General features: G+C 65.9%; 23 protein-coding genes and 1 pseudogene. 15 read left to right on the top strand and 9 right to left on the bottom strand.

The genetic code is table 11. The annotated features are described in order from the left end of the window. Positions 1-18: 18 nt before the first annotated feature. The 3 genes from MTX23_RS29410 to MTX23_RS29400 are packed head-to-tail and all read left to right on the top strand — an operon-like array spanning position 19 to position 3,833. A complete protein-coding gene (locus MTX23_RS29410) occupies positions 19-516 on the top strand; it encodes a (2Fe-2S)-binding protein (protein WP_280973622.1) in 498 nt (165 codons plus the stop codon). After that, entirely contained in the window at positions 513-1,559 is a 1,047-nt protein-coding gene (locus tag MTX23_RS29405; protein WP_280973621.1) for a xanthine dehydrogenase family protein subunit M, read from the top strand. Before MTX23_RS29410 ends, MTX23_RS29405 begins: the two co-directional genes overlap by 4 nt. A gap of 3 nt (positions 1,560-1,562) precedes the next feature. Further along, a complete protein-coding gene (locus tag MTX23_RS29400) occupies positions 1,563-3,833 on the top strand; it encodes a xanthine dehydrogenase family protein molybdopterin-binding subunit (protein WP_280973620.1) in 2,271 nt (756 codons plus the stop codon). 136 nt (positions 3,834-3,969) lie between these two features. Here the strand turns inward: MTX23_RS29400 and MTX23_RS29395 are convergent, their stop codons facing one another. Then, positions 3,970-4,626 carry a cupin domain-containing protein gene (locus tag MTX23_RS29395; RefSeq protein ID WP_280978247.1) on the bottom strand — a complete coding sequence of 219 codons (657 nt, stop codon included), beginning with the start codon at positions 4,624-4,626 and terminating at the stop codon, positions 3,970-3,972. Between the two features lie 163 nt (positions 4,627-4,789). Between MTX23_RS29395 and MTX23_RS29390 the strand changes: the two genes are divergently transcribed. From MTX23_RS29390 to MTX23_RS29375, 4 genes are all read left to right on the top strand, one after another. Beyond that, the gene (locus MTX23_RS29390; protein ID WP_280973619.1) at positions 4,790-5,557 is read left to right on the top strand and encodes an ABC transporter substrate-binding protein; all 768 of its coding nucleotides are present in this window, start codon (positions 4,790-4,792) and stop codon (positions 5,555-5,557) included. A 36-nt stretch (positions 5,558-5,593) separates the two neighbouring features. Beyond that, positions 5,594-6,247: an amino acid ABC transporter permease gene (locus MTX23_RS29385; RefSeq protein WP_280973618.1), complete on the top strand. Its 654-nt coding sequence runs from the start codon at positions 5,594-5,596 to the stop codon at positions 6,245-6,247. Next, positions 6,244-6,975, top strand: coding sequence for an amino acid ABC transporter ATP-binding protein (locus tag MTX23_RS29380; protein ID WP_280973617.1), 732 nt, complete (start codon positions 6,244-6,246; stop codon positions 6,973-6,975). The genes MTX23_RS29385 and MTX23_RS29380 overlap by 4 nt, the downstream gene beginning before the upstream one ends. Before the next feature lie 195 nt (positions 6,976-7,170). Then, the gene (locus tag MTX23_RS29375; protein ID WP_280973616.1) at positions 7,171-8,463 is read left to right on the top strand and encodes an FAD-binding oxidoreductase; all 1,293 of its coding nucleotides are present in this window, start codon (positions 7,171-7,173) and stop codon (positions 8,461-8,463) included. A 26-nt stretch (positions 8,464-8,489) separates the two neighbouring features. Here the strand turns inward: MTX23_RS29375 and MTX23_RS29370 are convergent, their stop codons facing one another. Then, complete coding sequence (locus MTX23_RS29370; protein ID WP_280973615.1) at positions 8,490-8,633, bottom strand: hypothetical protein; 144 nt, start codon at positions 8,631-8,633, stop codon at positions 8,490-8,492. 43 nt (positions 8,634-8,676) lie between these two features. Further along, positions 8,677-10,272 (bottom strand): gamma-glutamyltransferase, encoded by a 1,596-nt coding sequence (locus MTX23_RS29365; RefSeq protein WP_280973614.1) that lies wholly within the window; start codon positions 10,270-10,272, stop codon positions 8,677-8,679. 249 nt (positions 10,273-10,521) lie between these two features. On the opposite strand from MTX23_RS29365, the gene MTX23_RS29360 reads away from it, so the two are divergent. Beyond that, the gene (locus MTX23_RS29360; protein ID WP_280973613.1) at positions 10,522-13,056 is read left to right on the top strand and encodes a hypothetical protein; all 2,535 of its coding nucleotides are present in this window, start codon (positions 10,522-10,524) and stop codon (positions 13,054-13,056) included. Positions 13,057-13,172: 116 nt separating this feature from the next. After that, on the top strand, positions 13,173-13,946 hold the full coding sequence (locus MTX23_RS29355) for an enoyl-CoA hydratase-related protein (RefSeq protein WP_280973612.1): 774 nt from the start codon (positions 13,173-13,175) through the stop codon (positions 13,944-13,946). Positions 13,947-13,973: 27 nt separating this feature from the next. Here MTX23_RS29355 and MTX23_RS29350 read toward each other — a convergent pair whose 3' ends face one another. Further along, positions 13,974-14,987, bottom strand: coding sequence for an NAD(P)-dependent alcohol dehydrogenase (locus tag MTX23_RS29350; protein ID WP_280973611.1), 1,014 nt, complete (start codon positions 14,985-14,987; stop codon positions 13,974-13,976). Between the two features lie 199 nt (positions 14,988-15,186). Here MTX23_RS29350 and MTX23_RS29345 point away from each other — a divergent pair, with 199 nt between their 5' ends. The 4 genes from MTX23_RS29345 to MTX23_RS29330 all read left to right on the top strand — a co-directional run bounded on the left by MTX23_RS29345 (position 15,187) and on the right by MTX23_RS29330 (position 20,349). Then, positions 15,187-16,065, top strand: a complete 879-nt coding sequence (locus tag MTX23_RS29345; protein ID WP_280973610.1) for a DUF2066 domain-containing protein — start codon at positions 15,187-15,189, stop codon at positions 16,063-16,065. Between the two features lie 525 nt (positions 16,066-16,590). Further along, positions 16,591-17,655, top strand: coding sequence for a phosphotransferase (locus MTX23_RS29340; protein WP_280973609.1), 1,065 nt, complete (start codon positions 16,591-16,593; stop codon positions 17,653-17,655). Between the two features lie 4 nt (positions 17,656-17,659). After that, a complete protein-coding gene (locus tag MTX23_RS29335) occupies positions 17,660-18,976 on the top strand; it encodes an aspartate aminotransferase family protein (protein ID WP_280973608.1) in 1,317 nt (438 codons plus the stop codon). Between the two features lie 77 nt (positions 18,977-19,053). After that, positions 19,054-20,349 carry an ArgE/DapE family deacylase gene (locus MTX23_RS29330; protein WP_280973607.1) on the top strand — a complete coding sequence of 432 codons (1,296 nt, stop codon included), beginning with the start codon at positions 19,054-19,056 and terminating at the stop codon, positions 20,347-20,349. A gap of 95 nt (positions 20,350-20,444) precedes the next feature. Here MTX23_RS29330 and MTX23_RS29325 read toward each other — a convergent pair whose 3' ends face one another. Together MTX23_RS29325 and MTX23_RS29320 are read right to left on the bottom strand one after the other, a co-directional pair. Then, positions 20,445-20,951, bottom strand: a complete 507-nt coding sequence (locus MTX23_RS29325; RefSeq protein ID WP_280973606.1) for a DUF417 family protein — start codon at positions 20,949-20,951, stop codon at positions 20,445-20,447. A 39-nt stretch (positions 20,952-20,990) separates the two neighbouring features. Next, positions 20,991-21,527: a peroxidase-related enzyme gene (locus MTX23_RS29320; protein WP_280973605.1), complete on the bottom strand. Its 537-nt coding sequence runs from the start codon at positions 21,525-21,527 to the stop codon at positions 20,991-20,993. A gap of 132 nt (positions 21,528-21,659) precedes the next feature. Here MTX23_RS29320 and MTX23_RS29315 point away from each other — a divergent pair, with 132 nt between their 5' ends. Continuing rightward, positions 21,660-22,724, top strand: coding sequence for an AraC family transcriptional regulator (locus tag MTX23_RS29315; RefSeq protein ID WP_280973604.1), 1,065 nt, complete (start codon positions 21,660-21,662; stop codon positions 22,722-22,724). A 116-nt stretch (positions 22,725-22,840) separates the two neighbouring features. Here the strand turns inward: MTX23_RS29315 and MTX23_RS29310 are convergent. Then, positions 22,841-23,014, bottom strand: a pseudogene (locus MTX23_RS29310) (AhpC/TSA family protein); the annotation flags it as partial. 68 nt (positions 23,015-23,082) lie between these two features. Here MTX23_RS29310 and MTX23_RS29305 point away from each other — a divergent pair. Then, entirely contained in the window at positions 23,083-24,282 is a 1,200-nt protein-coding gene (locus MTX23_RS29305; RefSeq protein ID WP_280973603.1) for an adenylate/guanylate cyclase domain-containing protein, read from the top strand. A 123-nt stretch (positions 24,283-24,405) separates the two neighbouring features. On the opposite strand, the gene MTX23_RS29300 is transcribed toward MTX23_RS29305, so the two are convergent. Together MTX23_RS29300 and MTX23_RS29295 are read right to left on the bottom strand one after the other, a co-directional pair. Then, complete coding sequence (locus MTX23_RS29300) at positions 24,406-25,659, bottom strand: arsenic transporter (protein WP_280973602.1); 1,254 nt, start codon at positions 25,657-25,659, stop codon at positions 24,406-24,408. Between the two features lie 28 nt (positions 25,660-25,687). Then, positions 25,688-26,968 (bottom strand): MFS transporter, encoded by a 1,281-nt coding sequence (locus tag MTX23_RS29295; RefSeq protein WP_280973601.1) that lies wholly within the window; start codon positions 26,966-26,968, stop codon positions 25,688-25,690. Positions 26,969-26,977 lie beyond the last annotated feature (9 nt).

The raw sequence follows: 26,977 nt of genomic DNA, 5'->3' as shown, positions 1-26,977 counted from the left end.
CACGGATCGGAGCCCTGCATGAATCTCCTTCTCAGTCTCACCATCAACGGAGTCCGCCGGGACATTGCGCTCGACGACCCCCGCGTCACCCTGCTCGACCTCTTGCGCGAGCGCCTCGACCTCACCGGAACCAAGAAGGGATGCGACCACGGCCAGTGCGGCGCGTGCACCATCCTGGTCGACGGACGCCGCATCAACTCCTGCCTCGCGCTCGCCGTCGGCCACGACGGCGCCGAGATCACAACCATCGAGGGCGTCGCGCACGGCGACCAGCTGCACCCGGTGCAAGCCGCCTTCATCGCGCAGGACGGTTTCCAGTGCGGCTTCTGCACGCCGGGCCAGATCATGAGCGGCATCGGCCTGATCCGGGAAGGCCAGGCCGGCGACGATCCGGAGCGCGTGCGCGAATGCATGAGCGGCAATCTCTGCCGCTGCGGCGCTTACGCCGGGATTACCGAGGCCGTGCTCGAGGCGACGGCCGAGATCAATGCTGCCAACCGGAGGCGCTCCGCATGATGAACTTCGATTATGTCAGGCCGGCCAGCGTAGCGGAGGCGATCGCGGCGGCATCCGAAAAGGGCGCTGCGTATCTCGCGTCGGGCACCAATCTGCTCGACCTGATGAAGGGCGGCGTCAGCCGGCCGAGCCGGCTAGTCGATGTCACGCGTCTGCCCGGGCTCGATCGCATCGAGCATCTTGCGGATGGCGGCTTGCGCATCGGCGCGCTGGTGCGCAATGCCGATCTCGCGCATGACGCGGAGTTTGCGCGCAGCTATCCGGCGGTCGCCGAGGCGCTGCTGTCGGGCGCGTCGGCGCAGCTCCGCAACGCCGCGACCGTCGGTGGTAATCTGATGCAGCGGACGCGCTGCGCCTATTTCTACGACGCCGCCAGCGCCTGCAACCGGCGCTGGCCGGGCGCCGGCTGCGATGCGCGACACGGTGAGAACCGCCTGCACGCGGTGCTCGGCTGGAGCGAGGGCTGCATCGCACCCCATCCCTCCGATTTCTGCGTGCCGCTGGTTGCGCTCGACGCAGTCGTCGAGATCGAGGGCGCGGGCGGCCGGCGCGAGCTGCCGCTTGAAGCGCTGCATCGGCTGCCCGGCGACACGCCGGAGCGCGAGACGGCGCTCGAGCCTGGCGATCTGATCGTCGCGCTGCGCCTGCCGGCCGAGGCGAAGGACTTCGCCGCGCATGCGCGCTACATCAAGGTGCGCGAGCGCACGTCCTATGCCTTCGCCGTTGTCTCGGCCGCGGCAGCCTTGCGGATCGCGGATGGCGCAATCCGCGAGGCGCGGCTTGCGCTTGGTGGCGTCGCGGCCAAGCCGTGGCGGACGCGCGAGGCCGAGCAGGTGCTTGCGGGTCGCGCGCCCGATGCAGCCCTCTATCGGGAGGCGGCGCGCGCCGCGCTCGCCGATGCAAGGCCATCCGGCGACAACGCCTTCAAGATCGAGCTTGCGCAGCGCATCGTCGTGCGCGCGCTTGCCCTTGCCGCCGCAGGCACGCCAGCGCGCATTCCCGCGCTGCCCGCCTCTCCCTTCTCATCCGTTGCAGGAGCGTAATGCATGACGCCCGAACTCAACCTCACCCGCGATCCCGCCCACCTCCGGCATGGCTCGAACATCGGCCAGCCGCTGACCCGCACCGACGGCGTGCTGAAGGTGACCGGCAAGGCGCGCTATGCCGCGGACAATCATCCGCCCGGCATGCTCTATGCCGTGATCGCGACGAGCTGTATCGCGCGCGGCCGTGTCAAGTCGCTCGATGTCGCCGCCGCCAAGCGTCATCCCGGCGTCGTCGACGTGATGACGCCTTCGCACAAGCCCGAGCTTGCCGAAGATCCCGACGCCAAGGGCAATCCGTTCACCTTCCGCATGGAGCTGTTGCAGAGCGACGAGGTGCGCTACGCCAACCAGGCGATCGCGGTGGTGATCGCGGAAACGCTGGAGGCTGCGACCGAAGGCGCGGCGCTATTGTCGCCGCGCTACCAGGTCGAGATCGCGCGCGTCGGCCTCGACGCCGGCGAGCCCTACGTGCCGCCGGTGGTCGGGATCGGCAATCCCGCCGAGGTCCAGCACGGCGATATCGATGCGGGTTTTGCCGCGGCGTCGAAGCTGACAGACGCGACCTATGAGACGCCGGCGCAATATCACAACGCGATGGAGCCGCACGCGATCGTCGCGGTGTGGGACGGCGACAAGCTGTTCATCGACACGCCGAGCCAGGGCATGGCGATGGCGCAGCTACGGATCGGCGGGCTGTTCGGCATTCCGCCGGCCAACATCCACATCAACAGCCCGTATCTCGGCGGCGGCTTCGGCTCCAAGGGCCTGGTGTCGGGGCCGCAGGTGCTCGGCATCATGGCCGCGAAACTGGTCGGCCGTCCGGTCAAGCTGGTGCTGCGCCGCAGCCAGATGTATGGCCCGGTCGGGCATCGTTCCGCGACCCGGCAACGGCTGCGCATCGGCTCTGACGATGACGGTACGCTGACCGCGATCGATCATCACGCGCGCATCACCACGTCGAGCTTCGACGATTTCTACGAGCCCGCTGCCGATGCCTCGCACACGCTCTACGCAAGTCCTGCGATCCGCACCGCGCATGAGGCGGTGCGCGTCGACACCGGCACGCCGCTGTTCATGCGCGCGCCGGGCGAGGCGACCGGCTCGATCGCGCTGGAGAGCGCGATCGATGAGGCGGCGTTCGCCTGCGGCATCGATCCGCTGGACTTCCGGCTAAAGAATTATGCCGAGGTCGAACCGACCACCGGCAAGCCGTTCTCCTCCAAGGCGCTGCGGCAGTGCTACGCCCGCGGCGCCGAACGCTTCGGCTGGGCGCGGCGTCCGTTGCAGCCGCGGCAGATGCGCGACGAGAACGGCTTCCTCGTCGGCTGGGGCATGGGCACGGCGACCTTCCCGGCGCTGATGTTCCAGGGCAACGCCCGCGCCGTGATCCGCGCCGACGGCCGCGGCGTGATGGAGAGCGGCGCGCACGACATGGGGCAGGGCGCCTGGACCGCGCTCACGCAGATCTCGGCTGACGCGCTCGGTCTCGACCTCGCGCAGATCGAGTTCCGCTCGGGCACATCGGATCTGCCGGATGCCGGCATCGCCGGCGGCTCGGCGCATACCGCCACTGTCGGTGCTGCAATCCACAATGCCGGTGCGGCCGTGATCGCGAAGCTCGCCGACCTCGCGACTAGGGACGAGCGGTCGCCGCTGTTCGGCGCCGGCAATGCGGGCGTGGTCGCGCGGGCCGGGCGGCTGCATCGCCGCGACGACGATGCGCGCAGCGACAGCTATGCCGACATCCTCGCGCGCGCCGGCCTCGCCGAGATCGACGCCAACGGCATCGGCGCGGCCGATCCGGCGGCGCAATCGCAATATGCGATGCATGCGCATGGCGCCGTGTTCGCCGAGGTCAAGGTCGATCCAGAGCTCGGCCAGATCCGGGCGACACGACTGGTGGGTGCCTTCGCCGCCGGCCGCATCATCAATCCCCGCCTGGTCCAAAGCCAGCTCTACGGCGGCATGATCTGGGGCCTCTCCTTCGCGCTGCATGAGGAGGTGGTGATGGACCGCAGGTCGGGCCGCATCCTGAATGCCAACCTCGCGGAATATCATGTGCCGGTGAATGCCGACGTGCCGCCGATGGATGTGATCACGGTCGACGAGCACGATCCGCATGTGAATGCGCTCGGCATCAAGGGCGTCGGCGAGATCGGCATCACCGGAAGCGCCGGCGCCGTCGCCAACGCGGTCTGGCACGCCACCGGCATCCGCGTCCGCCGCTTCCCGATCAGGATCGAGGATGTGGTGATGGGGTTATCGGACTAACCCTGTCCGTCATTGCGAGCGAAGCGAAGCAATCCATTCCTCCGCATATGCGGAACTATGGATTGCTTCGTCGCGTCAGCGCAAAATTGCTTTGCAATTTTGTCGCGAGCTCCTCGCAATGACCGTGAATGCGCGGCTACCCCGCCGCCGTCACGCAATTCACCCACAGCACCACCGCCTTCGCATCGTCGGCCGGATTGGAGAAGCGGTGCGGCCGGCGGCTGGCGAAGCGGAAGCTGTCGCCCTCTCTCAGCGTCCAGGTCTCGGCGTCCACGGTCAGCGTCATCTCGCCTTTAAGCACGAGGCCGGCTTCCTCGCCGTCATGGGTGTAGAGCTCGTCGCCGGTGCTGCCGCCGGGGGCAAGATGCACCAGGAACAGATTGAGCCGGCTCTCGCTGCCGGCCGGGCTCAGCAATTGTTTCGAGACCCCTGTGCGCCACAGCTTCAGCTCGGCGCGCTGCGCCTCGCGCGTGACCACGCCGTTTGCCGCGGCGTCGTCATTCGATGTCGCACCGAACAGCGCGGCGATGCCGACCCCAAGCACATCGGCGAGCGTCGCCAGCACCCGCAGCGAGGGCGACGACAGGCCGCGCTCGATCTGGCTGATGAAGCCGATCGAGAGCTGCGCGCGCGCGGCGACCGTCTCCAGCGACATCTGCTTGGCGCGGCGCAGATCGCGGATGCGGCGTCCGACCGCGAGGTCGACCGGCGGTTCCGCCGGCTTCCTTGCCGAGCGGCGCGCCGCCGCAGGCTTGCCTGCCGCTCCTTTGCGCATTCGCTTGCCGCCGCTCACGTCAGCCGCTTCCTTCATGTGCATGAAAACCGCTTGCATTGGCCGCGATTTCGTGACCACAATTTCATATCGGTGAAAATAGGCCGGAGCGGCGTCGCCCGCAACAACAAGCTCGAAACCATCGGGCGACGCGGCGCCGGTGTCAGCTTCGGGAGGTGTTGCGATGTCCTTTCAGCGTCTCGTCCAGGCCGCGATCGCGGCGCTTGCCATTGCCTTGAGCGCGCCGTCGCAGGCGCAGCAGGTCCTGAAGGTCGGCTCGACGCCGACCGGGATCCCCTTCACCTTCCTCGACACCAAGACCAACTCGATTCAGGGCATCATGGTCGATCTCGCCACCGAGATCGGCAAGGACGCCGGCTTTTCCGTGCAGATCGAGCCGATGCAGTTCTCGGCGCTGATCCCCTCGCTGACCTCGAACAAGATCGACATTATCGCCGCCGCGATGTTCGCGACCGCCGCGCGCAAGGAGGTGATCGACTTCTCCGACGCCGTCTACACCTATGGCGAGGGGCTCGTGGTGCCGAAGACCGACACCAAGGCCTACACCTCGCAGGAGGATTTGAAGGGTACGGTGGTCGGCGCCCAGGTCGGCACCGCCTTCGTCGATGCGCTGAAGAAGACCGGGCTGTTCAGCGAGGTGAAGGTCTACGACAGCATTCCCGATATCCTGCGTGACGTGAACGCGGGCCGCCTCAAGGCCGGCTTCGCCGATCATCCGATCCTTGCCTACAATCTGCAGCAGGGCAATTTCGCCGACGTGCGCCTGGTCGATGGCTACAAGCCCGTCACCGTCGGCACGGTCGCGATCGGCGTCCGCAAGAGCGATACCGAGCTGCTCAAGAAGATCAACACCTCGCTCGCGAAACTGAAGGCCAACGGCACCATCGCAAAGATCCTGGAGAAATGGGGCCAGAAGGCCAACGCGTCCTGACGCAACGGTTGACGTTCATCCTGAGCCCGCGCACCGATGCAGAAATTTGTCAGCGACGCCGGCGACTTCGTGCCGATCCTGTTGCAGGGTGTCTGGCTGACGGTTGTCGTCACCGTCGGCTCGCTGGCGCTGTCGACCGTGCTCGGGCTGGTGTGGGCGCTGATGCGGGTGTCCGGCATCGGCTTCTTCGTGGGCCTCAGCGCCTCGCTGATCAACGTGATCCGCGGCATCCCGATCATCGTGCTGCTGTTCTACCTCTATTTTGTGATGCCCGATTTCGGCATCGCGCTGACGGCGCTGCAGGCGGCGATCCTCGGGCTCGGCATTGCCTACTCGGCCTATCAGGCCGAAAACTTCCGCGCCGGCATCGAGGCGATCGACAAGGGCCAGATCGAGGCGGCGCAGACCATCGGCATGGGCTGGTGGCTCACCATGCGGCGTGTGGTGCTGCCGCAGGCGGTGAGGATCGTGCTGCCGCCCTACGGCAACATCATGATCATGATGCTGAAGGATTCCTCGCAGGCCTCGACCATCACAGTCGCCGAGCTCGCGCTGCAGGGCAGGCTGATCGCATCGTCCACGTTCAAGAACACCAGCGTGTTCACGCTGGTGGCGCTGATGTATCTCACCATGAGCATCCCGCTCATCCTCTTGGTTCGGCATTTCGAGACCAAGGCGAACCGCAAATGATCGAGCTGAAGGATGTCCACAAGAGCTTTGGCAAGGTCGAGGTGCTGAAGGGCATCTCGGCGTCGGTCGCCAGGAGCGAGGTGGTCTGCATCATCGGCCCCTCCGGCTCCGGCAAGTCGACCATCCTGCGCTGCATCAACGGGCTCGAGAGCTATGATCGCGGCGAGATCAGCGTCGAGGGCGCGCGGGTCGATCGCAGCGACCGTTCGATCGTGGCGATCCGTACGCAAGTCTCGATGGTGTTCCAGCGCTTCAACCTGTTCCCGCATCGCACCGCGCTCGAGAACGTCATCGAGGGCCCGCTCTATGTGAAGAAGGAGCCGCGCGAGGCTGCGATCGCGCGCGGCCGCGCATTGCTGGCGCAGGTTGGTCTCGCCGAGAAGGCCGACGTCCATCCGCCGCAGCTCTCCGGCGGCCAGCAGCAGCGCGTTGCGATCGCCCGCGCGCTGGCGATGCAGCCGAAGGCGATCCTGTTCGACGAACCGACTTCGGCGCTCGATCCCGAATTGGTCGGCGAGGTGCTCTCGGTGATGCGCAAGCTCGCCGACGACGGCATGACCATGGTCGTCGTTACCCACGAGATGGGTTTCGCCCGCGACGTCGCCGACCGCGTGCTGTTCATCGACGGCGGCGTCATCGTTGAGCAGGGCGCGGCGAAGTCAGTCCTCAACCAGCCACAGCATCCGCGCACCCAGGATTTCTTGCGGCGCGTGCTGCATCCGTTGTGACAGTATTCTGATGAGTTTGGTCGCAATCGTCACCGCGCAACCGGTCCACCTCTCCCCTTGTGGGAGAGGTCGGATCGCATCGAAAGATGCGATCAGGGTGAGGGGTGACGCTCTCTCGTGGGACCTGCGGCCCCTCACCCGCGCCTTCGGCGCGACCTCTCCCCGATGGGGAGAGGTGAAACGCGAGTTCCTCCCATGACCCCACCCACTCGCCTGCCGCTGCCGCCAAGCCTCTATGCCGACACCGCCGTGCCCGCGGAGCCGACGCCGCCGCTCACCGCGGACACGAGCGTGCCGGTCGCGATCATCGGCGGCGGCTTCACCGGGCTCTCCACTGCGCTGCATCTCGCAGAGAAAGGTGTGCGCGCAACTGTGCTGGAAGCACAGGAGCCGGGCTGGGGCGCCTCCGGCAACAATGGCGGGCAGACCAATCCGGGGCTGAAGCACGACCCCGATCAGATCGAGACCGATTTCGGCCCGGATCTCGGTCGCCGCATGATCGAATTCTCCTGCGGCACCACCAACTTCACGCACGACCTGATCCGCCGCTACCAGATCCCCTGCGAGGCGCGGCAGAACGGCACGCTGCGCGCCGCCTACAACGAGGCCAGCGCCGCTGCGATTGAGGCGACCGCGAAGCAATGCATCGCACGCGGCATGCCGGTGAAGCTGCTGAACGCCGCCGAAATGCGCGAGATGACCGGCAGCGACCGCTACCTCTGCGCCGTGCTGGATGCGCGTGGCGGCGATTTGCATCCGCTGAGCTACGCGCGGGGACTGACGCGTGCCGCGATCGGCGCCGGCGCCGCCGTGCATGGCGAGACGCCGGCGCTGTCGCTGCGCCGCGACGGCAGCCGCTGGCGGATCGAGACACCGCGTGCCGTCGTGCACGCCGACAAGGTGCTGCTCGCGACCAACGGCTTCACCGACGACCTCTGGCCGACGCTCCGCCGCAGCATCGTGCCGGTGTTCTCGTCGATCGCCTGCACCGCACCGCTGTCGGACGAGGTCGCGCGCGCGATCATGCCGACGCGGCCGGTGCTTTACGAGAGCGGTCACATCACGGTCTATTACCGCATCGACCAGCGCAATCGCCTGCTGATGGGCGGCCGCGGCCCGATGCGCTGGATCAAGAGCCCGTCCGACGTCGCCTATCTGACCCGCTACGCCGAGCGCCTGTGGCCGCAGCTCAAGGGCGTCGCCTGGACCCATGGCTGGAACAGCCGGCTCGCCATCACCGCGGATCACTATCCGCATGTGCACGAGCCCGCCGAGAATCTTTTGATCTCGCTCGGCTGCAACGGCCGCGGCGTCGCGCTCTCGACCGCGATGGGGGCGCAACTCACCCGCCGCCTGATCGGCGGAAGCAACTCCGAGATCGACATGCCGATCACGGGCATCAAGCCGATCCCGATGCACGCATTCTGGCGCGTCGGCGTCACCGCCGCCGTGCTGACAGGGCGGGTGAGGGACCGGCTGGGGGTGTGATCGCGGACTGTCGTCGAAGGCGTCAATCACTGATTTTCCCGTCGGCGCAAGCCCTCGCAGCAAGCGTGGCCGCCGCGCTCGACCGACATCGGCTTGTCGATCGCAAGCAACTCGAGCGTGACGATCATCAGGGAGCCGTCGATGTCGCATGTGATCTGCTCGTAGCCCATGACGCCTTCCGGACATGTTGTTGTTATGCTTGCCGTGTCCGCTTCACGCCTCCGCCACCGCATCGCCCCAGGGCTGGAACGACTCGGTGGCGCCGCTGTTGGTCGCGCCATCGCGCAGCACGACGCTCGGGCAGGCGAACTTCATCGGCATGGTCTGGATGCGCGCCTCCTCGTAGGAGAAGCGCCCGCGCAGCGCGTCGCCCACGGCCTGGGGAAGCCGCACGTCGCCGATCACGACGGCGCCTTCGCTGGCATCGATCCGCGGCTGGTGGATCGCGGCGTCGAGATCCATGCCGAAATCCATCACAAAGGAGAGGAGCTGCGACACCGCAGGCAGGATGCGGCGGCCGCCCGATGCGCCGGCGGCGAGGCGACGTCCATCGGCTGCTTGCGCGATCACGGGCGTGTAGTTGGTCAGGCAGCGCTTGCCGCCGGCGAGCGAGTTCGGATTGCCCGGCGTCGGATCGAACCACATGATGCCGTTGTTCATGGTCAGGCCGGTGTTCGGCGTCACGTATTTCGAGCCGAAGGTCGACAACAGGGTCTGCGTCACCGCCGCCATGTTGCCGTTGCGGTCGACCGCGGCGAAATGCGTGGTGCAGGAGGGGGCGATCGCTTCCGCGCCGAGCGAGCGGCGGCCGTCGACGTCGCCCATGTCCTTCAACCGCTCGCGATAGGCAGCCTGCAGCGCTTCCGCATAGGCCGCGTAGGCCACCGCATCCGGGCCGCCGCGCGCGGGCTCGAACGCCTTCTGCAGCAGGCCGAGCGTGCGCGCCATGGTGGGCCCCGCGGTCAATTCCGGCGTCGCGTAGACCGTGCCGCCGCGATAGGGAATCGCCAGCGGCTCGCGCAGATGGGCGCGGAAGGCGGCGAGATCCTGCACCGACAGCGCGCCGCCAGCGGCGTGGATGTCGTCGGCGATGCTGCGCGCCAGATCGCCCTCGTAGAAGTCGCGCGGGCCGGCGGCGGCAAGCTGGGCCATCGTCGCCTTCAGCCTGTCCTGCGGCATCCGCACCACCGACTTGATGCCCCATTGCGCGCAAGGCGGCAGGCCGTCGTGCAAATAGGCGGCGGCGCTGGCGGGATAGCGGCGCAGATCGGCGGCGGAGCTTGCGATCATCGCGGTGGTCCACCAATCGACCAGAAGGCCCTCGCCGGCGAGCTTCACGCTCGGCGCCAGCAGGTCCCTCCACGGCAGCCGGGCGTGGCGGCGATGCGCCTCCTCCATGCCGGCGACCACGCCGGGTACCGCGATCGACCCGGGGCCATGCAGGTTGCGGTCGTCCTTGACCCGCGCCCAGGGAAAGAGGTCGGAGGCGGTGCCGCCGGAGCCGGTCAGCGGATAATCCTCGATGCGCAAACTGTCGGGCGCGCGCATGCCGTAGTCGATCACTTCATAGCGGTTCTCGCGCGCACGATAGAGCACCATGGCGCCGCCGCCGCCGGCGCCGCTCATCCAGGGTTCCAGCACGCCAAGCGCAAAGGTGGTTGCAATGACCGCGTCGACGCAATCGCCGCCATCAGCCAGTACCTCCGCCCCCACTTCCGCTGCCCTGCGCGATTGCGCGGCGACGATGCCGCCCTTGGAGGTTACGGCGGGTTTGCGGATCACTTGTGAATTGGAGAACTGGTCGAGCATGGCGCTGTTTCTTTTTCCTTGCTGCACGGTGGAGGTGCGCAGCGGAGCAAATCACCACCGGAAAACCCGTGCAAGGTCAAGCTCGTCATGGCGGGCAACCGGCGCAACGGGCTTGCGTATGGCCGCGCGCCGGACTTGCGTCGTGTAAGGGCAACGCATCCGCGATCGCAGGACGGCGCTTTCGGACTGTCATCAACTTGTGATAGAAATGTCGTCTTTAGACCCGCAGTAGCGGGACCGGAGGATATTATGTCCAATACCACGCAAGATGATTTCGGTTTCTCCACTTTGTCGTTGAAGGATCTGATCGAAGCTCGCGATCTCTATCATTTCCACCTGATGAGCAAAGCCAACGTCGTCGGCACGGCGATCGGTCTTTATTTGATCCGTGACAAAGAAGACTGGCCGCATGCACGCGGCGGCGTGCAGCGGCTCACCTATCCACGTGAATTCGGCAATTCGCATGCTCGCGACTACTCATGGCCCTGCATTCTGGTGCTGGTTCGCGAATGGATCGAAGCGGGGGATTTCGGCAGGAAGGACCAGCCGCCGGCGTCGCAGATTGTCCCGACGCGGCTCTATCTGCCGGACGGTCGCGTGGTGCCGGTCTGCACGGTGAAGGCGCCGCCGATTTCGCAGGACGAGATGCCCGGTGTCGCGCCCGTGGCCTGGCCAAAGGCCACGTTCGGCGGTGGACTGCCGATCTATGTGGATGTGCAAAAGGAGACCCACCGGGCGACGATCGGCTGCTTGGTGTCGGATGGACACACCACATACGCGTTGACCGCGCGGCACGCCTGCGGCGAGGAAGGCACCAAGGTCTCGGCGATGCTGCGCGAGGGAGCTTCGCAGATCGGCACGAGCAGCAAGAGCCAGATCACGCACAAACTGTTTTCAGACGTGTATCCCGCGCTGCCAATGCGCCAGACCTGGGTCAATCTCGATGTCGGATTGGTTGAGCTCGACGATGTCAGGCAATGGACGCCGAATGTCTATGGCATGCCGCCGATCAAGCCGCTGTTTGACATCTACGAACAGAACCTGTCGCTGCGCAAGCTGATCGACAAGCCGGTCGTCGCGATGGGCGCGGCGTCCGGTCTGCTGCGGGGACGCATCAAGGCGCTGTTCTACCGCTATCGTTCCGTCGGTGGCTTCGACTATGTGTCGGATTTCCTGATCGCGCCGGAAAAGGGCACGGCGGGCACGCATCACGGCGATTCTGGTGCGCTCTGGCACCTGCAAATGCCGATGCCTGACGGCAGTGAGGACACCCGACCGCTGCCGGAACGGGATTTGCGGCCGCTGGCGATCGAGTGGGGCGCGCAGGTCTTTGCCGAAACCAGGCAGCGCTCCACCTATTCCGTCGCAACCAGCCTCAGCAATATCTGCAAGCTGCTCGACGTGGAGCTGGTTGTCGACCGCAATGACGGCGTATCCGGCACCTGGGGCGCGGTTGGCCATTACTCGATCGGCACGCTGGCGATCGATCTGGTCAAGAACAGGCAGTTGAAATCCTTCCTCCAGGCCAATGCCGACAGTCTCAGCCTGCCTCTGGACAAGCTGACCAAGGAGCCAAAGAACAAGGACCTGATCGCATCCGGCTTTGTCGCGCTCGCCGACGTGCCGGACGTGGTGTGGAAGCAGTACCCGTCGCCGCATCTCAACCGCAAGGGCGTCGATATCGGCGTCCCTGGTGGCCGCGACACCAAGTCGGCCGGCGTGCGGTCGACAGGGCCGGAGCATCCAAATCACCACTGCGACGCGGACAGACCATTCAAGGGCTTTGCAACGTTGCCGGATGCGTGCATCGCCAATCCCGATCTGCTGACCGCCGAGAACTGGAACGCCTATTTCGATGACTTCCCCGAGACCGTCGATGTGCTGCATCGGGGAATCCTGCCCTTCCGGGTCTGGCCGCATTTCGAGCGGATGAAGGACTACGCGGCAAGCGATCCCTCCATGTTCCTCGCCGCCGCCGGCACCCTGGCCCACTATGTCGGCGACGCCTCGCAACCGCTCCATGGCTCGACCATGAGCGACGGCATCGAGGCCGAACGGCCGGATTTCCCGCGCGACAGCAGCCGCAAGGACAAGGATGGCAACAAGCTGCCGGCGTTCCGCGGCGAAGGCGTGCACTCGGTCTATGAGACGCAGATGATCAACATGGCCGCCAGCAAGGAACTGCTGTTCAAGGAGATCCGCAAGAACCTCGCTGCCGATCACGGCATGGCGCTGGTCCCGGACGGACGCAGCGCCGCGATCGCGACGCTGACGACGATGCGGGACGTGGCGAAGATCCTGCCGCCGCGCCGGATCATCGATGTCTATGAGGAGAGCTTCGCGGAGGGCTCCCCGTCACATGTGCAGGCGTTGTGGGACGAGCTTGGTGCGCAGACCGGCAAGGTGATGGCGCTCGGCGTCCGCACGCTCGCGATGATCTGGGATGCTGCCTGGAAGGCGGGCGGCGGCAACAAGGACGCTGGACGGATTGATCCCGGACAACTGCGCGCCTGCTACGAGAACCCGAATTTCCTGCGCTCGGTGACGGTCGACGAGATCGAGAACGAAATCAGGAATCCGACCCCGCTCGATGGTCGCGGCGGCAGGGCGAGAGGCCGCACGAACGCTCGGAGGGGCACTTCGAACGATGTTGCGGATGTTCGGGAGGCGGCGGCCAAGCGTGCTGCTCCGCGCAAGCGCAGCAATCGTGCGACGCCGAAGAAGCGGGCCGCGCCGGCGAAACGTCCCGTAAAAGCCGCGAAGAAGCGGCGTGCGAAGAACTAGGAACTTGCGCCCGGTGGACTGCTCCAGCCCGTCGCAACAGCGATGTGCCGTGTTGGCGGCACGTGGCTGTCGTGGCACAGTGAGGGCCAACGACAAGCCGGCGCAGGGAGAGGAAAATGACCGCAGTGAAGCGCGAGCGGGACGGGAGTATCGTCATCCTGACGCTCAACGATCCCGCCACCCTGAACGCGATGACGCCGGAGCTGCTCGGCGATCTCGCGATGGCGGTTGGCGAGATGACCCGCGATGTCGACCTGCGCGCGCTGGTGCTGACGGGGGAGGGACGCGGCTTCTGCTCGGGGCAGAACCTCAAGGCGTTCCAGTCGCTCGGCGACAACATCTACACCGGGGTCATGCGGTATTATTGGCCGGCATTGCAGGCCTTGCGCGAATGTCGCGTGCCAGTCGTGGTCGCGGTCAATGGCGTTGCGGCCGGCGGCGGCTTCAGCCTCGCAATGTCCGGCGACATCATCCTGGCAAGCCGATCGGCGAGCTTCATCCAGGTGTTCAGCCGCATCGGCCTGGTGCCCGATCTCGGCTCGACCTGGCTGCTGCCGCGCCTGATCGGCCGCCAGCGCGCGCTCGATCTGATGCTGCTGAACGAGCCGCTGTCGGCCGAGCGCGCCAAGGAGTGGGGATTGGTGCGCGAGGTGGTGGACGACGCAAGATTGCTCGACGAGGCGAAGGCGCTTGCGCGGCGTCTCGCCGACGGGCCGACCCGGGCGCTGATCGCAACGCGGCAACTGCTCGACGACAGCGAGCACGCAAGCTACGCCGATCAGTTTCGCCGCGAGCTCGAGGTGCAGATGGTGATCCGCGAGAGTGCCGATGCTCAGGAAGGCCGCAAGGCCTTTGTCGAGAAGCGCAAGGCGCAGTTCACAGGACGGTAGGCGTTGATGCCGGGTGTCTTCGACGCGCTACCCGATCGCAATGGCGATTTTGCCGAAATGCGCGCCGCTTGCCATATGCGCGAATGCATCCCTGACCTGGTCGAACGCGAAGACCCTGTCGATCACGGGCTTGACGCCGTGCATGCTGATGCCGTCGCAGAGCGCCTGCAGGTCCTCGACCGAGCCCACCGTGACTCCCTGCAGCCGCTGCTGCTGCATCACCATCAGCGGCAGCCGCGTGTCGGATGTCGCAGGACCCGCGAGCACGCCGATGAAGGCGATGGTGCCGCCGATCTTCGTGGCGCGGATCGATTCGTTCAGTGTGCCGACGCCGCCGACCTCGACGACCAGATCGACGCCGCGCCCGGTCAGTTCGCGCGCCTTCTTGCCCCAGTCGGGCGTGGTCTTGTAGTTCAGCGTGACGTCGGCGCCGAGCTGCTTCAGCCGCCCGATCTTGGCGTCGCTGGAGGAGGTCGCGATGACCCGGGCGCCGCACATCTTGGCGAATTGCAGCGCGAACAGCGAGACGCCGCCCGTCCCTTGGGTGAGCACCGTCTGGCCGGGCTTCGCATCGCCGAGCTTGACCACCGCGCTCCAGGCCGTGAGGCCGGCGCATGGCAGTGCCGCGGCCTCGATGTCGCTCAGATGATCCGGTGTGCGCACCAGCGCGCGGACCGGGAACAGCCGGTACTCCGTCAGCACGCCGTCGACGCTGCCGCCGAGCGCCGCGCGCATCCGCGTCTCGCTCGGCTCGCCGCCGAGCCAGTCCTCGAAGAAGCTGCCGATGACGCGATCGCCGGGCGCGAAATTCCTCACGCCGGCGCCGACCGCCTCGACGATTCCAGCGCCGTCGGAGACCGGCACCAGCGGAAATTTCTGGCGCGAGCCGTAGCCGCCTTTGACCGTCAGCAGGTCGCGATAGTTCAGCGTCGCCGCTGTCAGCCGGACCAGAACCTCGCCGGGACCGGCTTGCGGAATCGGCTTGTCGACCAGCGCGAGCGCGTCGACACCACCTGGGCCTTGCAACTCGTAGCACTTCAAAGGGCGTCTCCCGAAAAGGATTCTTGTCGCGGACGGCGCTCCCAGCCTCGCCACCCAGGACTTCAGCATATGTCAGGCCGGCCGCGCGTGGCCATAGCGTGCGACGCAGCGCGCAGCATGGTGCCCATGTCGGAACCTGTTGGCGCCGCGGCGAAATGCGGTCAATCTGTACGGACCGAGCGCGGCGCGGGAGGTGAGCATGGCTGCCTTGCTTGAGACGGGAAGGGCTCTAACCGGTACACTCGTGCGCAGCGTGGCCCGGGCGATCGTCGCAGCAGCCCTGATCGGTAGCAGCGGGGCGATGGCGGCAGCGGCCGATGATCTCTACCGCGCGCAGACCGTCGTCACCGGTCAGGGCGAGCCGAACCGCATCATCGGTTTTGGTGCCTGCCTGGAGGACGTACTGATCAAGGTCTCCGGTCAGCCGGCGCTCGCGGGCGACAAGCGGCTCGGTGCGTACAAATCGAGGGCCAGGGAGTTCGTCAGCGATTTCAGCTATCATGACCAGTATGCCGGCAAGCCGCATCACGACGAGCAGGGCACCCGCGACCGCCCCTACGATCTGACGGTCAGCTTTGACGAGCAGAAGATCGACGGCCTCCTGGCGACGCTCGGCCTCAAGCCGTGGAAAGCTCAGCGGCCGGTGCTCGGCGTCTTCGTCGAGATGCAGCAAGGTCCGAAGGACTACATCGTCACCGCCGACGGCATGCAGTCGGACCTGCAGCGCGACGCGCTATCGGCCGCGGCAGACAAGCGCGGGATGCGCTTTGTTCTGCCGAGTGCGGCGGCGCTCGCGGCATCGAGCATTACCGCAGCCGACCTCACTAAGGTGCCGTCAGCGAAATTGACGCCGATCGCCGCGCCGCAGGGCGGCGAAGCCGCCTTGGTCGGACGACTGGTGTGGGATGACAAGGATCTCGGCTGGGCCACGCAGTGGCGGATCGACTGGCGCGGCAGGTCCTATACGTGGCGGATGCGCGGTGTGACCTTCGACGAAGCCTTTCGTCGCGGCATTGGCGGCGCTGCGCAGGCGTTGTCGGGCAACGGTAATCCGGGGGAGCGCGATCGATCCAGGTGAAGCCGCTGCGGGATGCTCCGCCGGTCGCGTTGCCCGCCCTCGGTGCGGTGGACCGACTGCAGCAGGATTTCCGCTGTCGCATTGATGTCGGGCGGGCTTCCGCGGCGGCGGGGTCGCGCCTCCGGAGCGCGTCGAGGATTTCGTAGTGATAGGCGATCATGGGCCGTCCGCCCGAGACATGGACCGCCGCGATCAGCGGCCCCATCCGCAGCCACATGTTCTCGATCATGTCGTGCAGCACCGGCAGACCCCCGGATCTCGGCGATCTTTGGAATGAAACAGCCGGTTGAGCTTGATGGCGTTCAGTGGGGGGCCGCTGGCGGCCCTGTTCGCGCTCATTGCCGGCGGTGCATTCCTGTCGATCTGGTCCCGCCGCTCGAGGATGAAGCCGTCGCCAAGGTTGCGCTCGGCCGGGCGGATCGCTCCGCCTACGCCGTCAACAGCTACTCGCGGCAGCCTCCTTCGAAATGGCTGTCGCGAGTGCATGTCACAGCGTAATTGTTGTATGTATGTCGGGATGCCGGAATGAATGATGTGGCGACCTTGAACGAATCTCGTGCTTCGGTCGGCGATGTGCTGTCGTCGCACTGGACGCTGCTGCCGGTTGCCGAGGTCGAGGATCTGGTCGCGCGGATCTACTGTCTGTCCGGTTCGGTGACCCGACTGTCGAGCGAGCGCGACGAAACCTTCAAATTCGTCGCCACGACAGGCGATGTCTACGTGCTGAAGATCGCCAATCCCGTCGAAGATCCGGCTTCGCTGGCCTTTCAGGACGGCGCGCTGATGCATCTGGAGGCGACGGCGCCTGACGTTCCGGTGCCGCGGCTTATCCCCACCCTGCAGGGCGTGCGCAGCTACGATCTGGCCTTGGCGGACGGTGCGGTCCGGAAGGTGCGGCTGCTCAGCTACCTCGACGGCGACCAGCTCTATCGTCTGCCGGCATCGACCGCTCGCAACCACAATCTCGGCCGCGTGCTGGCGATTCTCGGTCAGGGGCTCGCCAGCTTTCAGGGACGTCCGCCCGCCGGCAAGCTGCTCTGGGACATCAGCCATACGCTCGATCTTGCCGATCTCGTCGGGCATGTCGGCGACGAGCGGCAGCCGCTCGTCCGCGGCGTGCTCGATGCCTTTGCGCAAGAAATTCCACAGGCGGCGGGCTGGCTGCCGCACCAGATCATCCACAACGACTTCAATCCCCACAACATCCTGGTCGATGCAGCGGCGCCGCTGGAGATCGCGGGGATCATCGATTTCGGCGACATGGTGTTTGCGCCGCGCGTCAACGATCTCGCCGTGGCGCTTGCCTATCACCTGGCGACCGACGATTGGCAAAACCTCGCGGGCGCGATCCTGCGCGGCTACGGCACCGTGACTCGGCTCGAGGCCGATGAGGTCCGCGTGCTTCCGGTCCTTATCAAGGCACGGGTGGCGATGTCGATCATCATCTCGGAATGGCGGGCGGCGAGCCGGCCCGACAACAGGGACTACATCCTGCGAAACCATCACGCTGCCTGGCAGGGCCTGCAGCGTCTGTCCGGACTGTCCGCGTCCGATCTCGAGCGGTTCGTCTCATCCAATTGCGAGGGTTAAGCACATGGCCATGGTCAACGCCTTCACCGCCGAGGACTTCGCCCGGCTCAGTCCCGAGGAGCAGCGTCTGATCGAGCGGCGGCAGCGCGTGCTCGGCACCGCCTATCGGCTGTTCTATGAGCGGCCGTTGCACATCGTGAAGGGCGAGGGCGTCTGGCTCTATGATGCCAGCGGCAACAAATATCTCGACGCCTACAACAACGTCGCCTCGATGGGGCACTGCCATCCAAGGGTGGTCGAGGCGATCACGCGGCAGACCGGCATCCTCAACACGCATACGCGCTACCTGCACGAAGCCATCATTTCCTATGCCGAGGCGCTGACGGCGACGTTTCCCGCCGCGCTTAGCCAGGTCATGTTCGCCTGCACGGGCAGCGAGGCCAATGATCTCGCAGTGCGCATCGCCCGTCACGTGACCGGCGGCACCGGTATCATCGTGACGAGCCTCGCCTATCACGGCCTGACCGGCGCGGTCGCCGAATTCTCGCCGTCGCTCGGCGAGTTCGTGCATCTCGGCGGCCATGTCCGGACCGTGCCGGCGCCTGATTCCTACCGCACGGCGCCGGGCGACATCGCGGAGCGCTTCGGACGCGACGTGCGCGCCGCGATCGCCGATCTCGAGCGGCGCGGCATCAAGCCGGCGCTGCTGATCGTGGATACGATCTTCTCCAGCGACGGTGTGATGGCCGAGCCCAAGGGCTTCCTGAAGCCCGCGGTCGATGCCATCCACGCGGCCGGCGGTCTCTTCATCGCCGACGAAGTGCAGCCCGGCTTCGGTCGCACCGGCGATGCGATGTGGGGCTTCCTGCGCCATGGCGTTGCGCCCGACATGGTCACCATCGGCAAGCCGATGGGCAATGGCTATCCGATGTCCGGCGTCATCGTCCGGCCTGAGGTCGTCGCGGAGTTTGGCGAGCGGGCACGCTATTTCAACACCTTCGGCGGCAATCCCGTGGCTGCCGCGGCAGGCTTGGCCGTGCTCGACATCATCAAGGATGAAGGCTTGCAGACGAACGCGGCCGATGTCGGCGCCTATATGCGCCAGGGATTGCAGCAGCTCGGCCGCGACTTCCCGCAGATCGGCGACGTGCGCGGCGCCGGCCTGTTCATCGGTGTCGAGATCGTCGCTGATCCCGCGGCGAAAACACCCGATGCGGTGACGACGACGCGGCTGGTCAACGGCTTGCGGGAGCGCCGCGTTCTGATCAGCGCCTCGGGGCCGAATGCCAACGTGCTCAAGATCCGTCCGCCGCTGGTGTTCTCGCGTAACAATGCGGACACGCTCATCGCGGCCTTGGGTGACGTGCTGGCTTCGCTGTAGGGCTCAGGAAACCGATCAGACCCGCGTGATCCAGCTCGCGATCAAACAATGACAAGAACCGAGAGGACATTTTTCCCGTGAGTGTGAAAGACGGCACCGCCCGGAACGCGCAAATTCTTGCCGCGGTTGACGCCCTGTTCGACGAACAGGTGCAGTTCCTGCAACAGCTCGTGCGCGTCCCCTCGCAGCGCGGCGAGGAAGCCGCCGCCCAGGAGGTCATGGCGGACGCGATGGCCGGGCTTGGTCTCGATATTGACAAGTGGGTGATCGACGCCGACAGCATGCGCGATTATCCCGGATTCTCGCCGGTATCGATCTCCTATGAGAAATCGTGGAACGTGGTCGGCACCCATCGCCCGGAAGCCGCGACCGGCCGCTCGCTAATCCTCAATGGCCACATCGACGTGGTGCCGACCGGCGTCGCGACGTCGTGGACCTACGGTCCCTATGAGCCCGTCATCAAGGACGGCTGGATGTATGGCCGCGGCGCCGGCGACATGAAGTCGGGGCTCACGGCCAGCCCCTTCGCGCTGAAGGCGCTGCACCGCCTCGCGCTGCAGCCGGCCGCTACGGTGCATGTGCGGTCGGTGGTCGAGGAGGAGTGCACCGGCAACGGCGCGCTCGCCTGCGTCGTGCGCGGCTACACCGCCGATGCCGCCTTCATCCCCGAGCCACTGGAGCCGAAGCTGCTGCGTGGACAGATCGGCCCGATCTGGATTCGGGTCGAGGTGGCCGGTGCGCCGGGGCATGCGTCCGGCGACTTCGGCAAGGGAGCCGACGCGATCAACAATGCCATTGAGCTGATCCAGGCGCTCGGCGAGCTCAAGACGCGCAGGAACGCGCGGAAGGGTGACTATCCGCCGTTCCAGAACCATCCCCATCCGATCAACTTCAACGTCGGCCGCATCGAAGGCGGTGAGTGGACGTCGAGTGCGCCGTCGGCGTGCGCGTTTGAGGTGCGGGTCGCGGTCTACCCCGGCCAGTCCCCGGTCGACGCCTGCGCCGAGTTCGAGCAGTTCATCACCGATGTGTCGGCACGCAACCCGTTCCTCGCGACGCACCCGCCGCGGATCTCCTATCCCGGCTTCATGGCGGAGGGCTATCATCTGGTCGGGGCCGAGCAGCAGGAGGCGGTGCTGCGCCGCTGTCATGCGGAGGTCTGGGGCGACGATCTCAAGGAGCACGCTTTCGCCGCCACCACGGATGCGCCCTTCTTCGGCCTTTACACCAACTGCCCGACGCTGGTCTACGGTCCCTGCTGCCGCAATCCCCACGCGTTCGACGAATGCGTCTATCTGGAATCGCTGCGCAAGGTGACCAAGACGTTGGCGCTGTTCATCGCCGAATGGTGCGGCCTCGAGGCGATCGCCTGACCATGCGCTGCCGATCCGGCAGAACCTCAGGCATAAGCAATTGCCGGCGAGCGGGAAGCTCGCCGGCAACGCATCGCCCTCGGCAGAGTGCCACTCTATTGCCGCGTCAGGCGAACCACGTCCTGCCGCAGGAGATAGAGCGAGACGGCAAGCAGGACGACGTCCTTCATCAGGAAGGGCACGTTGCCCGTCATCGCGGGGAAGCCTCCGGCCGCGGCGTCCCAAGCGTCCGGCATGAACGGAATGATGGTGACGGTTGCGATGAAGGTGCCGGTCGAACCCAGCGCGCCGAGGACGCCGAGCCGCTTGTCCCAGAAGCCCGCGAGCAGCAGCGATCCGAACGTCCACTCCGAGACGCCCAGGAAGTAGCTGGCGCCGGCGTGGCCGAACGCAGGATAGAGCCACCAGATCAGCGGTCCGTTGCTGATGAACGGGACCAGTCGTTCGAATTCATATGGCCACCACTTCTGGTAACCGAAGAAGAAGAACATGATCACCATCGCGGCGCGCACGACGTGATAGTCGAGGCCGTCCGCGAGCAGGCCGGACTTGTTGAGCACGCGGACGAGCGGGTTCTGCGTGGTGGTTGTGATCGTAGTCATGGTCGTGATCCTTTCATGTGACGGTGCGGCGCAGTTGCGTCACGCGACCGCGGGGAAGTCGATGTCGGTGTCGTTGATGCGGTTGCAGACGTTGGTGAAGACAGTCGTCGCGAAAGCGAGGCTGATCTCCACCAGCTGCGCGTCGGTGTAGCCGGCCGCCTTGATCGCCGCGAAATCGGCGTCGCTGACGGTGCCGCTCGACTGTGCAAGCTTGCGAACGAAATTCACCAGCGCGTCGCGCTTGGCATCACCGCTCGGCTCGCTATCGCGGATTTGCTTCAGCACCTCGGGCTTCACGCCCGCGAGCTTGGCGAGATAGCTGTGGGCGGCGACGCAGTAGTCGCAGCCGCCTGCTGCACTGATGACTAGCTTGATGACTTCCTGGTCGCGCTTCGTCAGGCTGCCGCCGGCCAGCACCGCATCGGCGGCGAGGATCGACTTGAGGGCGGCGGGACCGTGGGCGGCGATCGCCGCGAAGGTGTTCGGCACGGCGCCGATCGCCTTCTTGATTTGCGCGTAGACCTGTCCGGACGGACCGGTATCGGATTCCAGATTGGGGACCGAGAGACGGGACATGGTGGCACTCCGTTGGTTGGGGTGGTGAACGATTGCGGAGTGACGATAGGCACCCGCCTTGAGACGTTGAATGTTTCGGGGGCTCGAATATATGCTCCATCGTCTCACATTCGCCGTTCGAGGGAGGTCGTCATGGATTGGCTCAGCCGGCTGTTCGAGATGATGCCGGTGCGTGGCCGGCTCGATCTGCGCTGCACCTACGGCGCGCCCTGGCGTATCGACCAGGGGCCGGGCGAGCCGAATGAAATCCCGTATCACGCGGTGCTCGCCGGCTCCGCGCTGCTGGAAAACCCGGCGGGAGGCCGGCCGCTGCAGCTCAAGCCCGGCGACATCCTGCTGCTTCCCGGCAATCCCCGTCACGTCATGCATGACGGCAGCGGGGCTGCGCCGCTGCCGGCCCGCAACCGCGCGTCCCTCAACTTCACGATCAGTGAAAACCTCGGCTCGGACGAGCGGCTCGATCTGCTCTGCGGACATTTCGCGATCGCGCCGCCGCATGATCGCCTGCTCCGCAACTATCTGCCGCCATACCTGATCGTCCACGCCGGGACGTATTCAGGCGAGAGAGAAACGGCTGCGCAGCTTGCGAGCCTCGTCTCGCTGATGCGCAGCGAGACCGCCGACGATCGGCTGGGCGGACGCGCGATGCTGAACGCGCTGTCGACGGCGATGTTCGCGCTTGCGCTGCGCCTTGCCAGCGAGATCGATGATGCGCCGCGCGGCCTTCTGGCGATGGCCGGACATCCGCGCCTGGCGCCGGCGGTGGCTGCTCTGTTCAACGAGCCGGCGCGCGCATGGTCGCTGCCGGACCTTGCGCGTCTCTGCAACATGTCGCGTGCGACGCTCGCTCGCCAATTCAAGGAGAAGCTCGGGCGATCGGCCGCCGATCTCCTGACCGGTATCCGGATGCCCCTGGCCGCGAACGAACTGAGGCGATCATCCCTCTCTACGGGAGCCGTGGCTGAGCTGGTCGGGTATCAATCGGAAGCGGCTTTCCAGCGCGCCTTCAAGGGTCATATGGGGGTCACTCCCGCGCAGTGGCGCAAGACACAGGAGCTATCAGGCCGGGAGGTGTTCGCGAGGCCTGCGGCCTCCACCGTTGCAACGCTTGCAGAGACGTCCGCCTCGGCACGTTCTGCCAAGCACAGGCCCGCAAGGAAGGGCGATGCCTCCTCGCTGGCCAATGACAACGGGTGATGGGATGTCGCTCAGGCCGCCGAGACCGCCGCGGCCGCGGGATAGTTGGTGAAACCGCGCGACCGACGGCGGCCGATGGTCGCGGGAGTTTGCGCTCCACCGGCCGCCGCACGCCGTCACGCCTTGACGGCGACAGCCTGCTGAAGCACCGGGATCATGTCTTGAGGCTCGGGCCGATGGGTGTAGTCGGGGTTCACCTCGGAATAGAGGATCACGCCGTCGTGTCCGATGACATAGCGGCCCGGCATCGGCAGCGTCCAACTCGGGTCGTCGTTGAACGCCGGTGTGTTGACGTCGTCGAGCGGGAGCACGACATAGTCGGTACCGCCGGATCCGGGTCACCGCTCAGGAGCAGGATATGAACGCGCCGCCAAACCCAAACACCGATTCCGCCGCCAGGGATTCAGACAACGACGTCGTGCACTGGCTGGCGAATGAGACACGCGACGAGCGCTTCGTCGACAATATTTTCGCCGAGCTGTGCGTGCGGCTTCAGCGCGCGGGAATTCCGATCAAGCGGGCGTCCCTCCACCTCCTGATCCAGCACCCTCAATGGCTCGGCGCCCGGATCCTCTGGGCTGACGGGATGCAGGAGGCCGCGATTACGCGGGTCGACTACGACGTCAGGCAGCGATCCGAATATATCGGCAGTCCGGTGGAGGAGATCCAGGGCGGCGCCGCCGAGATACGCGAGAATCTCGAACGCGATCCCGCTCTGGGCCGCAAGCATGGCGTCTATGACGAGTTGCGGTCGAAGGGCCTGACCGATTATGTGGCGTGGCCGATGTACCATACGCTCGGCAAGCGGCATGCGGTGGCCTTCTCAACCGACCGGCCCGGCGGCTTCGACGACGCACATATCGCGGGTCTGCGGCGACTGATGCCGATCCTGGCGCTGGTCAGCGAAATTCGCATGAAGAACCGGCTGGCGCGTACGCTCTTGGAAACCTATGTCGGGTCGCATGCGGGCGAGCTCATCCTGGCCGGCGCCACCCGCCGCGGCAGCGGAACGACGGTGCATGCCGCGATCATGATCTGCGATCTGCGCGATTTCACCCGGATCTCGGACAGCTGGCCGCGCGACGACGTCATCGGTCTGCTGAACGACTATTTCGACGCGATGTCGGAGCCGATTGCGCGGCACGGCGGCGAGATCCTGAAATTCATGGGCGACGGTCTGCTCGCCATCTTTCCGCTCAGCCAGTCGTCGGCCTGTGCAAACCTGCTGCATGCCGTGACCGAGGCACGTCAGGCCATGGCCGCCCTGAACGAGAAGAGCTGGGAGAGCGGTGGGGCCCCGTTGAACTTCGGCATCGGCGTCCACGTCGGAGACGTCATGTACGGCAACATCGGCTCGCGCACGCGGCTTGACTTCACCGTCATTGGGCCCGCAGTCAATATGGCCTCGCGCCTCGAAACCCTCACCAAGCAGTTGGGACGGACGGTGCTGCTGTCCCGCGCGTTCGCCGACATGGCCGCAAACGATTTCGATCTCGAACGCGTCGGCGAATTTCCGGTGCGCGGCTTCAGCGACCCGATCGAGCTGTTTGCGTATTAGCTGAGGTGGGCGACGACCTCGGCGCCGATGATTTGCCCGGGTCGCTCTGCTGAGCGCGGCTTAGTCAGAGATCGCTGGGGCAACGGCCAGCTTTCGCGTCCGTCGTTCCCCGGTGCATTGCCTTCACATGATCGCTGCAGCAAGCGCTGCGAGCAATGCGGGCGGCGTCACCAGCGCGCCAATTTTCAAGAATCGCCACGGGGTGACGTCGATCTTTTCCCGCCGCAGCGCCACCAGCCACAGGATCGTCGCAAGCGACCCGGTCACCGAGAGATTGGGTCCAAGATCGATTCCGATCAGCATCGCGCTTAGCACCGATGGAGGGAGGTGGTCGTTGGCCGCGACAGAGCTTGCCACCAGGCCCACGGGAAGGTTGTTCGCGATGTTGTCGGCGATCGAGGTGACGAGGCCGACGCCCCAGGCGGCGTGGCTCGGCGATCTTTCGATCCCCGCTTGTAGAAGCGCGCTGAGATGGCCGATCGCGCCGGTCTTCACCAGTGCTTCCACCATCACGAACAATCCAGCGACCAATGGCAACACGCTCCAGGAAATGCCTCTCATCACCGGCCAGGGCGACTGGCGGTTAAGAGCGAGCACGGCCGCGGCCATAACAGCACCGCAAATGAAAGTCGGCAATCCCAATGGCACGTCGAGTGCCGAAGCGGTCAGCAGCACGACGCCGATCGCGGCGGTGCCGATTGCGGTGAGTTTGCCGCCGCGGCCGAGCCTGGGATGCGGTACACGGCTCTCGATGTCTCCCTTGGCGAGCGCACGGCGCTGTGTCAGGCGAAGCACGACATAGGTCACTGCAATCGCGGCAATCGAAGGCAGCGCGAATTGGTGCAGCCATTCGAACAGATGGGGCATACGCTCGCCGAACACGACCAGGTTGGCGGGATTGGAGATCGGCAGCACAAAACTCGCGGCGTTGGCGATGAAGGCGCACGCGAAGAGATAGGGCAGGGCATTCGCGCCGGCGGCGCGGGTCGCGGTATAGACCGCGGGCGTCAGCACGATGGCGGTGGCATCATTGGAAAGGAGGACGGTGACGAGAATGCCGACGGCGTAGACCAAAAGAAACAATCGCTGTGGCGAGCCACGGGCATGTTCGACTGCGAACGCGGCCAGATAGTCGAAGAGACCTTCGCACCGCGCAAGTTCCGCGGTGAGCATCATGCCGATCAGGAAGAAATAGACGTCGAGACCCTTGGCGACGCCGTGCAGCGCTTCGCGTGCGGTCAGGACGTTGCAAATCATCAGCGCGACGGCGCCCCCGACAGCCCAGATCGCCTCGGACAAGCGAAATGGCCTGATGATGACGCCGGCGGTTGCCGGGACAATGATGCTCAAGGTCAGAAGCGATTCGTGCGGCGGCATTGTCCTGTCGTCTCCAAAAGAAAAAGAATCATCCTGCAGCGATGCCGGAAGCCGATGGGGCTCTCCGCGTCAGTCGGCTTGTACCCATACCGGACCGCACGCGCGTCTCGGGCAATGCGAACCAGCACACTCCAAAGCCGATCCCCGCGATGGCGCCGAGCGTGAGGAAGGCTGCGCTATAGCCCGCTTTGACGACGACAAGTCCTGCGAGCGTGGTGGAGAGCGCCGCGCCGATGCTTTGCGCCGTGATGGTCGCGCCTTGCGCGACGTTGAAGCGCCCGGTGTCGCGCGTCAGATCGGCCACGATCACGGGAAAGATCGCGCCGAAGATGCCGGCGCCGATGCCGTCGAGAAGCTGCACGCCGACGAGCCAGGCCTCGTTGTCGGACAGTGTATAGAGGGCGCCGCGAAGGGGCAGGATCAGAAGCGCGGCGAGGAAGAAGCGTTTGTGCCCCCATCGGTCGGCGCGCGCGCCCACCAGCACCGCCATCGGAACCATGACGAATTGGGCAGCGGTGATGCAGGCCGACATCAGGCTGGTGCCGAGATCCTTGTCCTGCAGCGCCAGCTTTTGCCCGACCAGCGGAAGCATCGCCGCATTCGAGAGATGAAACAGCGTCACGCAAACCTCAAAAATGAGAAGCGGGCGGCAAGTCAGGAGGATGCCCAGGCCTGACGGGCGCTCCAGAGCTCTGTCGAGGCTTCTCCCGTGCAGCCCGCGTGCGAGGTCATGGTCGATCGCGTCTTCCGGAATCGCCAGCACGCTGACGAGACTTGCGATCGCCATAGAAGCAAGAAGATAGAAGACGACCTGAGGGCCGAAGAAATAGGCTGTGCCGCCCGCAATCGTCGCGGCAATCGCATTGCCGGCGTGGTTGAAGCTCTCGTTGCGGCCGATGCGGGCAGTGAAGGCGCGACGACCTACGACGCCGAGCGACACGGCAGCTATCGCCGGCGGAAACATCACGCCCGCGGCATGCGCGATACCTTGCGATACCGCAACGGGCCAGAAGCCCGGACAAAGCGGCAAGGTCAGAGAGGCGATAGTGACGATCAGCGCCGCGCAGATCATCAACTGACGTTTTGCCCTTGTCGTATCCACCAGGGCGCCGGCCGGCGTCTGCGCAACGATGCCGGCAAAGCTTGCGATCGACATCACCATGCCGATGCTGGCTTCGTCCCATTTCTGCTCGGTCAGGAGATAGATGGCGAGATAGGGCCCGAGCCCGTCGCGCACATCGGCCAGGAAGAAGTTGGCGGCATCGAGGGCGCGGTTGGCGCGTTGCCTTGATTTCGAATCGCTGGACATGTCCGCCCT

The sequence above is a fragment of the Bradyrhizobium sp. ISRA436 genome, assembly GCF_029910015.1.
Taxonomy (GTDB): domain Bacteria; phylum Pseudomonadota; class Alphaproteobacteria; order Rhizobiales; family Xanthobacteraceae; genus Bradyrhizobium.
This window is presented reverse-complemented; position numbering and strand designations above follow the sequence as displayed.